General features: G+C 75.6%; 8 protein-coding genes. 1 reads left to right on the top strand and 7 read right to left on the bottom strand.

Going from position 1 to position 12,825, the window contains the following annotated elements:
- Positions 1 to 9: 9 nt before the first annotated feature.
- From ACIRF8_RS04025 to ACIRF8_RS04040, 4 genes are all read right to left on the bottom strand, one after another.
- A complete protein-coding gene (locus ACIRF8_RS04025) occupies positions 10 to 975 on the bottom strand; it encodes an ABC transporter ATP-binding protein (protein ID WP_404210577.1) in 966 nt (321 codons plus the stop codon).
- Positions 976 to 1,066: 91 nt separating this feature from the next.
- Complete coding sequence (locus ACIRF8_RS04030) at positions 1,067 to 3,784, bottom strand: FtsX-like permease family protein (RefSeq protein ID WP_404210579.1); 2,718 nt, start codon at positions 3,782 to 3,784, stop codon at positions 1,067 to 1,069.
- A gap of 1 nt (position 3,785) precedes the next feature.
- The gene (locus ACIRF8_RS04035; RefSeq protein WP_404210581.1) at positions 3,786 to 7,145 is read right to left on the bottom strand and encodes an FtsX-like permease family protein; all 3,360 of its coding nucleotides are present in this window, start codon (positions 7,143 to 7,145) and stop codon (positions 3,786 to 3,788) included.
- Positions 7,146 to 7,226: 81 nt separating this feature from the next.
- On the bottom strand, positions 7,227 to 7,631 hold the full coding sequence (locus ACIRF8_RS04040; RefSeq protein ID WP_404210583.1) for a globin: 405 nt from the start codon (positions 7,629 to 7,631) through the stop codon (positions 7,227 to 7,229).
- A gap of 105 nt (positions 7,632 to 7,736) precedes the next feature.
- Here ACIRF8_RS04040 and ACIRF8_RS04045 point away from each other — a divergent pair, with 105 nt between their 5' ends.
- The gene (locus ACIRF8_RS04045) at positions 7,737 to 8,747 is read left to right on the top strand and encodes a methyltransferase domain-containing protein (protein ID WP_404210585.1); all 1,011 of its coding nucleotides are present in this window, start codon (positions 7,737 to 7,739) and stop codon (positions 8,745 to 8,747) included.
- 55 nt (positions 8,748 to 8,802) lie between these two features.
- Here ACIRF8_RS04045 and ACIRF8_RS04050 read toward each other — a convergent pair whose 3' ends face one another.
- The 3 genes from ACIRF8_RS04050 to ACIRF8_RS04060 all read right to left on the bottom strand — a co-directional run bounded on the left by ACIRF8_RS04050 (position 8,803) and on the right by ACIRF8_RS04060 (position 12,823).
- On the bottom strand, positions 8,803 to 10,005 hold the full coding sequence (locus tag ACIRF8_RS04050) for an FHA domain-containing protein (protein WP_404210587.1): 1,203 nt from the start codon (positions 10,003 to 10,005) through the stop codon (positions 8,803 to 8,805).
- A gap of 83 nt (positions 10,006 to 10,088) precedes the next feature.
- Entirely contained in the window at positions 10,089 to 11,432 is a 1,344-nt protein-coding gene (locus ACIRF8_RS04055; protein WP_404210589.1) for a VWA domain-containing protein, read from the bottom strand.
- 68 nt (positions 11,433 to 11,500) lie between these two features.
- Positions 11,501 to 12,823, bottom strand: coding sequence for a protein phosphatase 2C domain-containing protein (locus ACIRF8_RS04060; RefSeq protein WP_404210591.1), 1,323 nt, complete (start codon positions 12,821 to 12,823; stop codon positions 11,501 to 11,503).
- Between the last annotated feature and the right edge of the window lie 2 nt (positions 12,824 to 12,825).

Below are 12,825 nucleotides of genomic sequence, written 5' to 3' on the forward strand. Positions count from 1 at the left end.
TGGCCGCCCTCACCGCTGCTCCTGGTCGTCGGGCCGGATCTGGATGTGGTCCTCCTCCAGTTCCAGCACGACGCGGTCCCGCATGCCCAGCGACTCCGTGTACTCCGTGGGGAGTTGGAGGCGTCCCGCACGGTCCAGCATCGCGTACTCGCGGGAGACCAGGGACTCCTGGCCCGTCGTCGCGTCGACATGGGTACGGCGAAGCACCTCCGTCGAGGTGCGGCCGTCGCGGATGGCGACGGTGCGGCGCACCTCGGAGGCGACCGTCTGGTCGTGGGTGACGATGACGACGGTCGTGCCCAACTCCTCGTTCGCCGTGTGGAACGCGGCGAAGATCTGCTCACCGGTGTGGGAGTCGAGTTCGCCGGTGGGCTCGTCGGCGAGGAGCACCTTCGGCTCGTTGGCGAGGGCCACGGCGATGGCGACGCGCTGCTGCTGACCGCCGGACATCTGGCGCGGGCGGCGGTCGCGGCAGTCGCCGACACCGAGCAGGTCCAGGAGCTCGGTGGCGCGTTCGGCCTTCTTCGCGCGGCGGGACCTGCCGCGCAACTGCATGGGCAGCGCCACGTTCTGAGCGGCCGTCAGGTAGGGGAGCAGGTTGCGGGCCGTCTGCTGCCAGACGAAGCCGACGGCCTCGCGCCGGTACCGCAGACGTTCCTTGGCGCCCATGGTGAGCAGGTCGTGACCGGCGACCTTGGCCGCGCCCGCGGTGGGCTCGTCCAGTCCGGCCAGGATGTTCATGAGCGTTGACTTGCCGCTGCCCGACGCGCCGACCAGCGCCATCAACTCGCCTTCGCGGACGAGGAGATCGAGGCCCTGGAGGGCCTGCACCTCGACGCCGTCCGTGGTGAAGACGCGGACCAGGCGGTCGCAACTGATCAGCGCGGAGTGGCCGTAGGCGGGGCGGTCCCGGTGGGCGGAGGCCCGTGCCTCCAGCTCCGCGAGGGTCGGGGCGCCGGTGTGTTCGGCCGTCATGAGGTGGCCGCCTTCCAGGTGGTGGTTTCGTCGTCGGCCGCCTGGGCGACGGCCACGCGCGGCACGGCCGCACGGTTCGCGGCTGCGGTGGTCATGTCGTCTCGCCCGCCCTCAACTCCTTTACGGAGCCGCGGCGTCCGGCCCACCACGCCTGCGCCGACGCCACGCCCACCGTGAGGAGCACCACGGCCAGCGCGGGCAGCATCAGCGACAGCGGGTCCGTGCTCAGCCGGTTCGCCGCGCCGCCCGCCGGGTCCGCGAGGGCCAGTCCGGCGAGGTCGAGGCCGGGGGAGAGGAGGCGGACCGCCGCCCAGCCGGTCAGGGCGCCGCCCACCGCGGCGAGCAGGGCCTGCGGAAGCGCCTCCAGGATCAGCAGGCGGCGGCCCTGGCGGCGGGTGAGGCCCATGGTGCGCAGCCGGGCCAGCAGCGCGAGGCGTTGCGGGGCGGCCCCGGCCAGGGCGAGGAGCAGGGCGAGGGCCGCGAAGCCCGCGCCCGCGGCGACCGCGGCGACGTAGACGTCGGTGGCGCCGGTCTGGAGGGGGGAGTCGACGGCTCGGGCCCGTTCGACGGCCCGGAGCCGGACGGCCGGGTCGGGGCCCACCGCCGCGCGCAGGGCGTCGGCGTCGATGGCGGCTCCGCTGAGCAGCAGCGTCGTGGGGCGGTTCGGGGCGCCGGTGGCGCGGGTCAGCGCCGCGGCGTCGACGACGAGGAAGTCGTCGGAGAGCGCGGGCGTCGTGGTGCGGACGGCGGCCACGCGCAGCGTCACGTCCTCGCCGTTGATCCACAGGTGGAGGCGGCCACCGGTGAACAGCGCGGCCATCGACGGCGAGACCAGGGCCGGGATCGTGCCGCCCGTCGCCCGCAACGCGTCGGCCGGGTAGGCGCCGAGGCCGGTGTCGCGGGCGAGGCGCGCGTACGCGGCCGGGTCGACCGCGGCGAGGGGCAGCCGCCGGTTGCCGTCCCTGACCTGGACGTCGTAGCGGAGGGTGGCCGGGGTGACGGCGCGGACGCCGGGCGCCTCGCGGACCCGGGGGACGAGCGCGGCGGGCAGCGGGCCGCTTCCCTCGACGCGGGCGTCGGCGCCGACCGCGAGGAGCGCCGCCCGGTCGCGGGTGGCGTCGATCCCGGCGAGCACGCTGCCGCCGAACGCCGCCGTCGTCAGCGCCGTGAGCAGCGCGAGCAGCGGCAGGACGGCCGTGCCCGCCCCCGCGTCGGCCCGCGCCGCGCGGGCCAGCGACAGATGGCCGACGGCGCCGCGCAGCCGCCCGGTGGGGCCCACGAGGCGGCGCAGCGGCAGCGGGTACAGGCGTACGAGGACGACCGCGGCGACCACACCCACCAGCACCGGGGCGAGCGCGACGAGGCTGTCCCCGCCGTCCGTGGCACCCCGGCGGCGCAGCGCCACGACGGCACCGACGGCCAGGACCAGCACGGTGAGTTCGGCGACGGTGCGGCGCGCCGACGGGCGGGCCGTCGCCACGTCGTCGCGGGCGCCGGGCAGCCGCGTCCCGCGGTGGACGGTCATCGCGCGGACCGGCAGCGCCGCGCACGCCACGAGCACCACGGCGCAGGCGGCGCCCGCCGCCAGGAACCGGCGCCCGCCCGGCACGGCGGCGAGGGCGGCCAGCAGGCCGAGTATCCCGGCCGGGACCGCCACGACCGCCGTCTCGGCGAGCAGCCGCCCCCCGATGCCGGGCAGCGAACCGCCGCGCGCCCGCAGCAGGGCGAGTTCGGCGCGGCGCCGGTCGGCGGCGAGGCCGGCCGCCATCAGCAGCACGACGCAGGCGACGGTGCCGGTGCCGTACGCGGCGACCGACACCACCGGGGCGATGCCGGAGCGCAGCCCCTCGAAGCGGGCGATGACGTCGTCGAGCCCGCTGGAGACGTCCGTGGTCGGGTCCGCCGTCGCCCGACGGATCTCCGGCAGCCCGGGGCCGTCCGTCATGGACGCCAGCGCGGCCTTGAGGTCGGGCAGCCGACGGGCGGTGAGCCGCGAGGTGTCCGGGGCGAGCTGCCAGTACTGCTCGACCGGCCCGGTGTACGTGAGCGCGGGCGCGGCGGCCGGGTGCAGCAGCAGGGCACCGGCCCAGAATCTCGACGGCGGAATCTCCGACGTGCTGCGCAGGAGCGGCGAGCGCAGCAGCGGGGTCGCCGACCAGTACGCCCCCGAGGGGTTCCGCGGGGCGACGATCCCCGTGATGTGCACGGCGTAGGGCCGGGCGTCGGCCCCCGGCACGTGGATGACCGCGCCGGGTGCGATGTGCAGGCGCCGCGCGGTCTCCCGGGTCACGGCGGCCTCCACCCGCCGGGCCGTGTAGGCGGCGCCGGGCAACCGGCCCGCCGTCACCCGCGCGTGCTCGGCGACGCCGTTCTGCGCGTACAGCGTGAACTGCGGGGGCAGCCCGTTGGGCCGGGGCAGCCAGTCCTCCATGCCCGGCAGCCCCTCCGCCAGGGTGCGCAGCCCGTACGACGACTCGCGCGGGTCCGTGACGAACGGCTCCTTGACGGCCGCGTCGATCTTCCGGTACGCGGCCCGCGTCGTGGTGTCGGACAGGCCCGTCCGCCGTGCCTGCGGATCGAGTTCCAGGCCGGGTTCGGAGAGGGTGACGTCCAGGATCATCCGGCTCGGCGCCTCGTCGGCGACGGCCTGCCGCAGCCCTTCGTCCTCGTAGCGGTCGACGGCCGGCGGGAACGCCGCGGCCAGGAACGACGTGAGGAGCACGAGCAGGAACAGCGCGGTCGCCGCTCCCGGCGCGGTCCGCAGCCGGGTGCGGACCCAGGGCGCCACGGCCTTCGGTGCGGCGGTCATCTCACTCGCCTCCCTGGTCGCGCAGGGTGATCGCGGCGCGCGGCGGGCGGCGCAGCGCGAGCCCCAGAGTGATCACGGCGGGCGTGAGGGCGACCCCCGCGAGGAGCAGGGCCACCTGCCGTGCCGGGAGGTGCACCAGCACGTCCGGTACGGGCCGGGTCGCGTCGCCGGTCAGCACGATCAGCGGGACCACCGCCCGGGTCAGGAACGTGCCGAGCCCCGCCCCCACCAGGAGCGCGAGACCGACGAGGATGCCCTGCTCGGCGGCGACCATCCGGGCCAGGCCGCGGCGCGACGCACCGAGCGCGCCGAGGATCGCGAACTCGGCGCCGCGTTCGCGCAGCGACCCGGCCGTGTTCACCGCGAAGCCGACCGCCGCGAGGAGCGCGGCGGCGAGGGCGGCGGCGGTCAGTGCCGACTGCGGGCCCGCGCCGAGCGGATCGTCGCGCAGCCGATCGCCGGTCTCCGCGCGCACCACGACCTGCGAAGGGTCCAGGTCGGGCAGGGCCCGCAGGGCCGCCGCCGCCTCGGTGTCGCCGCCGGGAGCCGTGGACAGCCACCACTCGTTCGGGGCGACCGGATCCGCGATACCGCCCCGGAGCTCGTCACCGGTGTCGGCGGCGGCGAGGACGCGGTTGAGGTCGCGCAGGTCGAGCAGGAGCGCGCCGCCGTCCTGCGCGCCGCCTCGACCGGTGGCCGCCGCGGCCTCGGGGCCCGTCGTCGGCAGCGCCCGGACGCTGTCCACGATCCGCACCCGCACGTTCGCGCCGTTCAGCTCCACGTCGACGCTCTGCCCGGTGCGCGTACCCGTCGACGCCAGATAGCGGTCGGTGGCCACCGCGGCGATCTCCGTCACCTCGGGGCGTTCGATGTCGAGGCGGACGGTCACACCGGGCGCGGCACCGCCGGTGGACAGCTCGGGCGGCACGAACCCGGTGCCGTACTCCACGGCCAGGGTGCCGTCCGCCCGGGACGGGGCGAGCTTCGGTGCGGTCGGGGCGCCCTCGGCGTGCGCCGACGGGGCGCCGCGCCCCACCATCGACGTGCTCCACCGGGCGCCCGCCCGGTCGGCCTCCCGTACGCGTCCGCCCCGGTCGACGCCGCTGACGCCCTCCAGGACGATGCGGTGCCGTGCTCCCGCGCCGACGCGTTCGTCCGTGTCGAAGGCGAGGCCCGTCACGGTGAACGGTCCGGCCCCCCGGTCCAGGTCCGGGCCGAGCCGGTGGACCCGGCCGTCCAGCGGAAGGTCACCGATGCCCAGCCGGTACGTGAGCCCGTACCGGTCCTGGAGCGTCACGGAGACCGTGGTGCTCTCGCCGGGGCCGAGCGAGCCCGTGCCGTCCAGGTTCGTCGCCCGCAGCGCGAACCGGGCGCGCGCGGTGGTCGCGGGGAGCCGGATACCGGGGTCCGTCGCCCTCCTCGGCGTGATCGCCGCGACGAGGCGGCGCGGCGAGGAGTCCGTGAGGTCGTCGCGCAGCAGCAGGTCGTCCGGAAGGTGCCCCGTGTCCAGGGCGAGGAGGGTGGCCGTCCGGCCGTCGCCGAGCGGTATCGGCTGCCGGTAGCCGGGCGCGGCCTCCCGCACCCCCGGCACCCGCGCGTACCGCGCGGCCTGGTCCATGCCGGGCTCCGTCGCGAGGACACGGACCGGCGCGCCGGAACGGAAGTCCGCCTGGTCCTCCTGCGAACGGTCCCAGGAGGCACCCTGCCCGACCGCCAGCATGCCCATGGCGATCGCAAGCACGAGCAGCAGCACCGGCCCGGCGCCGCGCGCCGGACGGCGGCTGAACTGCCAGCCCGCCAGCGCCGCGGACAGCCCGCGCCCGCCCGCCGCCCACCGCTCCGCGAGCCGGGCCGCCGGCGGCAGCAGCCGCAGCGTCAGCACGGTGCCCGCCAGCAGCGCGAGGGCCGGGGCCACCACCAGGACCGGGTCGATGCCGAGGCCACCGCCACGGTCCGCGCCGAGCGCGCCCGCACCCTCGGCGCGGCGGTCCAACTGCCAGTACGCGACACCGGCCACGACGAGCAGCCCCACGTCCGCACCGGCCCGCAGCGGCGCGGGCAGCGCGCGGGCCCGGCCCCGCTCCGGTGCCTGGGAGGTCAGCGCGGGCACGGCCACCGCGAGCGCGCAACCCGCCGCGACGGCCGCGCCCACCAGCCACACCCGGCCGCCCGCGACCACCCCGTCGCCGGAGAGCCGCAGCCCGATCCGCGACAGGGCGCCCTGCGAGGCGACGAGCCGGGTCAGCGGTCCCGCGAGCAGCGGCGCGCAGAGCGCGGCGGGCAGCGCGAGGAGCAGCGCCTCGGCCGCCGCGAGCCCGGCGACGCGGGCACGGGAACCGCCGCGGGCCCGCAGCGTCCAGGTCTCACCGGCCCGTTCGGCGCTCAGCAGCCGCGCCACGAGCAGCAGCGCGTACCCGGCGAGCAGCACCAGTTGCAGCGCCACGACCAGCAGCGTCGAACGCGCCACGAGCAGCGCCCGCTCCGCCCGGTCGAGCACGTCGGGCAGCGAGGTGCCGGCCGCGGTCGTGCCCGCGAGGGCCTTGCTGCGCAGAAGGTCACGGGGGCCCGTGCGCGCGGCGTCCCGCAGCGCGCCGATCCGGCCGGTCGTCATCGTCCGGAAGTCCGCCGTGGCCAGCCACGCCGAGGGCCCGTCGCTGACCTTGCCGCCGCTGAGCACCGACGGGTCGGTGAGCAGCGGCCCGTACGTCGTGAAGCTCAGCTTCCGGACACCGCGCCCGCCCAACTCGTCGAGCGTCCAGTACGGGGAGCTCGGGCGGGCCGGACGGTAGACGCCGGTCAGCTCGACGGTGACCGCGGGGCCGCCGAACCGGTCGGCGAGGGTGAGCCGGTCACCCGGCGCAAGCCGCAACTGCCGGGCGGCGACGACCGGGAGCGCCGCCTCGATCACCGGGCCGCGGGACGCGCGGGGCAGCCGTCCCGCGGTGATCCGCACCTCGGAGCGCTCGATCGCCGCGAACCTCGTCAGATCGGGCTGCCGCCCGCGCGGGGCGTGCGGCAGGCCGTAGGGACCGGACGTGATCAGCGACGCGCGGTGCACGGGCAGCCCGTCGAAGGTGCGCCGCGCCCCCTGGTCGAACGCCGCGACGGCCGCCGCGCGGCCCTCGGCGGGGACGTCGGCGCGGACCACGAGCGCGGTCGTCGCCTCGTCCCTGGTACGCAGGGCATGCCGCAGCGAGGCGTCACCGATCGCGGCGGAGAACGCGCTGAGCATGGCCAGCACCGAGGTCGTCAGCAGCACGGCGAGCACCGCCGCGGTCAGCAGCAGGCGATGCGCCCGTGCCCGTAGAAGGACAAAACCCCACACCCCCGCCGCCCCGCATTCCCGTTCCCCGCCGTGCATCCCCGAAAGTCTGTCCGGATGTTGTCAGACGCGGTGGGGGTGGGGGAAGAGGTCTGGACCGGCCGGCGGGTCCGGACGGGCTCAGCCCGCGGTGTTCACCATCGACGCCGCCGCGTACGTCAGGTAGTTCCACAGCGTCCGCTCGTGCTCCTCGGACAGGCCCAGCTCGTCCACCGCGTCGCGCATGTGGCGCAGCCACGCGTCGTGCGCCGCCCGGTCCACCTGGAACGGGGCGTGCCGCATCCGCAGCCGCGGGTGGCCCCGGTTGTCGCTGTAGATGCGCGGGCCGCCCCAGTACTGCATCAGGAACAGGGCGAGACGCTCCTCGGCGGGCCCCAGGTCCTCCTCCGGGTACATGGGCCGCAGCAGCGGGTCCTGTGCGACGCCCTCGTAGAAGCGGCGCACGAGACGACGGAACGTCTCCTCGCCGCCCACCTGCTCGTAGAACGTCTGCTCCTGAAGCGTGTCGCGCGGGATCTCAGTCACCCCTCCATGCTCTCAGACCAGGGGGCCTAGGACCCGGGGCTCAGGACCCCCTCCGGTGCGGGCGGGGGGCTCGCCGAACCGGCGTCCGCGCAGCACAGTGGACATATGGGCGCAGAGCACGTCGAAGGAGCCGGTGGACTCGGGCCGCTCGCCGCGCGGGCGCGGGCCGCGCTCGCGCAGGAGATCGCCGAGAGCGGTGTCCGGGACCTCTGGGACGCGGACCCACGGTGGCGGGCGGCGTTCGAGCACGTGCCGCGCCATCTCTTCGTGCCCTCCTACTTCATCGGCGTCCCCGGCGGCTACGAACGGCTCTGGGGCGAGCATCCCGACCCCGAACGGCGCCGTCGCTGGCTGCGCGGCGCCTACGCGGACCAGCCGCTGGCGACCAGGCTGCGCGACGGGGAGCTGGTCTCCTCCAGCAGCCAGCCGTCGCTGATGGCGCGCATGCTGGCCGACCTGGACGTGTCCGACGGGGACCGGGTCCTGGAGATCGGCGCGGGCACCGGCTACAACGCGGCGCTCCTCGCCCACCGCCTCGGCGACGACCGGGTGACCACCGTGGACCTCGACCCCGAGATCACCGAGTCGGCGCGGAACCACCTCGCCGCCGCCGGGTACCGGCCCGCCGTCGTCACCGGGGACGGTACGCGCGGGTGTGTTGAACGGGCCCCCTACGACCGGATCATGGCGACGTGCGCGCTGCGTTCCGTGCCGACGGCGTGGCTGGGGCAGTGCCGACCGGGAGGGCGGATCCTGATGCCGCTGTCCACGGGGCTGCTGACGCTGACCGTGCGGGACGCGCACCGCGCCGAGGGACGGTTCCTGCACACCCCGGCGTACTTCGTCGCGCTGCGGGGCGACACGGCGGGGCGGGCGCCCGAGCCGCAGGTCGGGGGATTGCCGCGGCGGGTGCTGCGGGAGGAGACGTTCCGCTTCCTGCTGACGCTCACGGCCGGGGCCATGGACGCGCACGAGGCGCTGGCGCTGTGGGAACGGGAGGGGCGCCCGGCGCGGGAGCGGTTCGGGGTGACGGTCGCCGGGGACCGGCAATGGGCGTGGCTGGACGACCCGGAGGGGCCGTACGCGTGGGCGCTGCGGGGCGGCGGCCCACCGTGAGAACGGCGGCCGGTACGGCCCGGCTTCCGCAGGACCGTACCGGAGCGCCCGTGTCCTAGCCCCGGTGGATCGTGATGGTCGTCCAGGCGCCGACGTGGACCCGGTCGCCGTCCTGGAGCGGTACCGGGACGAACGGCTGGATCGGTTCCTCACCGCCGTTGACGGTCGTGCCGTTCGTCGAGTTCTGGTCGACGACCGCCCACGTGCCGTCCGGCTGCTGCACAAGCACCGCGTGCGAGTGCGAGACGCCCGGGTCCTCCGGCGGCACCGACAGGTCGATGTCCGGGGTGTCGCCGGTGGAGTGGCGGCGGCGGCCGATCGTGATCTGGTTGCCGACGAGCTGACGCTGCTGCTCGGGCGAGTACGCGGGCAGGTTCAGGCCCGACGCCTCGGGCCCGCTGCGGTGCATCATCGCCATGAAGTACTCGCGGTCGGGGCCGATCGTCGCCGACCAGCCCACCGGAGCCTGCGGTTGCTGCGGCTGCGGAGGCTGCTGCGTGTACTGCTGCTGCGGGGCCTGCTGATGCTGCTGGGGCGGCTGCTGCTGGTAGGGCGGCGCGGTCGTCGAGGCGGACGACGGTGGCGAGATCACCCAGTCGTCGCCGTTCGTACCGCCGCCGCCGCCGCCACCGCCGCCGCCGTGCGACGGGTAGGGCGGCGGCGCGGACGGACCCGGCTGCGTCGGGGCGGGGGCCGGCGGACGCTGCTGGAACGCCTGCGGGACCCCGCCACCCGTGCCGTTCGGGCCGTTCGGACCCTGCGGCGGGAAGGGGGAGGGGCCCGACGGCTCGCCGCCGAACGGGCTCGGCGGGATCGGTTCCGCGGGCCGGTTCATCTGCGAGGGGCGCGAGCCCTGGTACTCGTACGGGTCGGGGCTCCGCGGCGGCTGCTGGAACCGCAGCGCGGGGTTCGGCCCCTGAGGACCACCGGGACCACCGGGGCCACCGGGCCCGCCCTGGTTGGGCAGCGGCGGGTTCGGGGCCGCCGGGGTGTACGACGTCGCCGTGTTCGTGAGGAAGTTCCAGCGGCACTCCTCGCAGAACGGGGCGCCGCCCTCACGCGGTGTCCGGCACTGCGGGCACAGCTCGGGCGCTCCACCCGCGCCCCCCGGCGCCTGCGGCGCGGCCGGCCCGGGATATCCGTAACCGGCGGCCGGGGGCGGCGGAGGAGGCGGGGGCACGGCACCGGTCATGCGGTGACCGCAGACCTCGCACCAGTCGTCGGAACCCGACTGGTGTCCGTTCGGGCAGGTCGGCATGTCGGCGCTTCCCCCTCTCCTTCGTACGTACTCGTACGTCAGTCTGAGCTGTGGCTGAGTTGTGGTCGCAACGGTGATCGCTGCTACTTCTTGACGCGAACCGTCTTGGTGGACCGGGTCTCGAGAGTCATCTCGTCGGCCTCCGCGACCTTCGCCTTCAATCGAACAGTACCTTCCGCGGCGTCGACCACGTCCACCACCTTCGAAAGCAGTTTCGCCGTATCGGCGTTCCCGGAGAGCGCCGCGAGCTGCACCGCACGCCCCAGTTTCGCGGTCGCCCCGTCCACGTCACCCGCCTTGCGGGCGTCCAGTCCCTGCTGGATCACCTGGGCCAGTTCGGCCTGGCCCGTGTAGTGCGCGACCTGCGGGTTGATCGACGTAGAGGCCGCCATGTCGTCCGTCCACACCGCGCGGACGAGCCCCTGGGAGAGGGTCTGTGCCGAGCCGTCCGGCTGGGGGATCACCAGGGAGACGCGGGCCGCGAGCATCTCCTGGCCGAGATCGGCCGTGGGGACCTGGACACACACGTGGTAGTCGCGGGACTCGTCGCCCCAGGAGCCGGTCGGGTAGTCGCCCGCGCGCGGTCCGGCCTCGGTGCGGCGGTCCGTCAGGTCGCCGACCGTGGGCGCCACCTGCTTGACGAACTTGATCTCGGAGCCGAGCGGGGTCCACAGGCGCAGGGCGACGTCGGCGACCTCCTTGCCCATCGCCGTCTCCATCATCTGCGTGAAGTCGGAGGCCAGGTGCGCCGGGTCCGCGACGATGTCGGCGGTGCCGAGCAGCGCCGAGGCGATCCCCGTGACCTCCTTCACTTCCCAGTCCGTGCCGACGCCGCGGGCGTCACAGGTGAAGCGGCCGGCACACGCGTCGAGCGTCGCCCGCAGGTCCTCCGGGGCCTCGTGCTCGTTGCGCCCGTCGGTGAGCAGGATGCCGTGCCGGATGCCCACCTCCGCGGAGGACAGGAGGCGGTCGGCCAGGCGCAGCCAGGTGCCGATCGCGGTGCCGCCGCCCGCGGAGAGCTTGCGCAGCGCCTGCTTGGCCTGGGCGCGGGTGGCCGGGTCGGCGACGGCGAGCCGGCCGGAGCCCGGGTAGACCTCCTTGGCGACGTGCGTGCCCGCGATCACCGCGAAGTGCACGCCGTCGCGCAGGGTGTCGATCGCCGCGGCGGAGGCGTCGCGGGCCCCGCGCATCTTCGCCGGCGGGTAGTCCATCGAGCCGGAACAGTCCACCATGAGCGCCACCGCCGCGTCGGGGGCACCGCCCGCGCCGTAGAGGTGCGGGGCGCCCACGGCGGTGCCGATGGTGCCGCCGCCGGTGGACGTCACCGTGACGATCGCGTTGACCTCGCGGCCGCCCTCCGGCAGGAACTCGTTCTGATAGACCTCGACCGAGAACTGCGGGACGTTCGACTTCGAGAAATTGGCCATGGTGACAAGTCCCCCCTGAACAAGACCATTGCTGACATTCGGCGCACACCGCACGGAGCGGCTTCGGCCTAGGCCGATCCTGCCCCTTGCCGCGGGACCGGGAACGGCAGCACCGCCACTGTTACGTTGTCGTGCCCGCCGCCGTCCAGAGCGTGGCCCACGAGCACCTGGGCGCAGTGCAGCGGACGGTGCGCGGCGTCGGCCGGCACGATCCGCGCCATCTCCTCCGCGGCCTCCGCGTAGTTCCACAGCCCGTCGGTGCACACCACCACCACACCGGGCCGGTCCGGCTTGAAGGAGGCGGTGTGCGGCTCCAGTTCGTAGGCGTCCGCGCCGAGCCAGCCCGTGATCGCGTGGGCCCGCTCGTCGGCGTACGCCTCCGCCTCGTTCATGAGTCCGGCCGCGACCATCTGCGCGGCCCACGAGTCGTCCTCGGTGAGCCGCGCCGCGGGCGCCGCCCGGTCGTCGGGCACCCAGTAGGCGCGGGAGTCGCCGATCCAGCCGACGACCAGCAGCTCACGCGTGATGATCGAGCCGACGAAGGTGCAGGCCGGCGCGTTCTGGTGGGGCTGGTGCTCGCGGGCCGTCTCGGGCTCCTGGGCCAGGGCGTTGACCGACTCGGCCGCCGCCACGATCGCCTCGTGCATGGCCTGCTGGGGGTGCGTGCCGCGGGGCAGCGACGCGTGCAGCGCCTCGTTGGCGGCGCGGGACGCGGCCAGCGACGCGTCGTCGGGGCGGGTCGCCGACGAGACCCCGTCGCAGACCACGGCGACGACCGCGGGGAAGCCGTCGGGCAGCGCGGCCGAGGAGATGGCGAACGCGTCCTCGTTGCGATGGTGGCGCAGGCCCCGGTCGCTGACGGCGGCGACCGCGTCCAACTCCTGCTCCATGTGGTCGCGTTCGCGCGGCTGGGCATGCCCGCAGTGCTCGCAGTACCCGTCCGCGTCGACCTGTCCGGCGCGGCACGCCACGCACACCTTGGTGCCCGCGGGCGGTGTCGCGGCCTCCAACCGCTCGGGCGGCACCGTCCGCGGGTCGGGCGCGGCGAGCGGGAAGTCGCCCTCCACCGGATCGTCGGAGCGGGCGGCGGCGGGCAGTTCGCCGCCGCCGGACTCGGTGCCCACGAGGTCGGTCGGCAGATGCACCGGGGCGGGCGTGTCCGAACTGCCGGGCTCGGGGGCGTCCGGCCAGTCCACCGCGGCGGCCTCGGCCGCCCCCGCCGCCTCCGACGCCTCCGGGGAGGCAGGGGCGGGCGCCGGCCGGTCGGTGGCCACGGGAGGCACGTACGACAGGTCGAAGCCACAGGCTCCGCAGAAACGATCGCCCTCGTCGAGCGGTTCCTCGCAGCTCGGACACACTGACATAGCGGTCGGCTTGTGCGTCTGCGACATCA

Origin of the sequence: Streptomyces sp. NPDC102406, from assembly GCF_044765725.1 — a bacterium.
In the GTDB taxonomy this organism is placed as follows: Bacteria; Actinomycetota; Actinomycetes; order Streptomycetales; family Streptomycetaceae; genus Streptomyces.

Bases quoted from the DNA above. Each gene is read 5' to 3' on its own strand.
- ACIRF8_RS04025 (WP_404210577.1), bottom strand. From the start codon at position 975: ATGACGGCCGAACACACCGGCGCCCCGACCCTCGCGGAGCTGGAGGCA.
- ACIRF8_RS04060 (WP_404210591.1), bottom strand. From the start codon at position 12,823: ATGTCGCAGACGCACAAGCCGACCGCTATGTCAGTGTGTCCGAGCTGC.
- ACIRF8_RS04050 (WP_404210587.1), bottom strand. From the start codon at position 10,005: ATGCCGACCTGCCCGAACGGACACCAGTCGGGTTCCGACGACTGGTGC.
- ACIRF8_RS04055 (WP_404210589.1), bottom strand. From the start codon at position 11,432: ATGGCCAATTTCTCGAAGTCGAACGTCCCGCAGTTCTCGGTCGAGGTC.
- ACIRF8_RS04035 (WP_404210581.1), bottom strand. From the start codon at position 7,145: ATGCACGGCGGGGAACGGGAATGCGGGGCGGCGGGGGTGTGGGGTTTT.
- ACIRF8_RS04030 (WP_404210579.1), bottom strand. From the start codon at position 3,784: ATGACCGCCGCACCGAAGGCCGTGGCGCCCTGGGTCCGCACCCGGCTG.
- ACIRF8_RS04045 (WP_404210585.1), top strand. From the start codon at position 7,737: ATGGGCGCAGAGCACGTCGAAGGAGCCGGTGGACTCGGGCCGCTCGCC.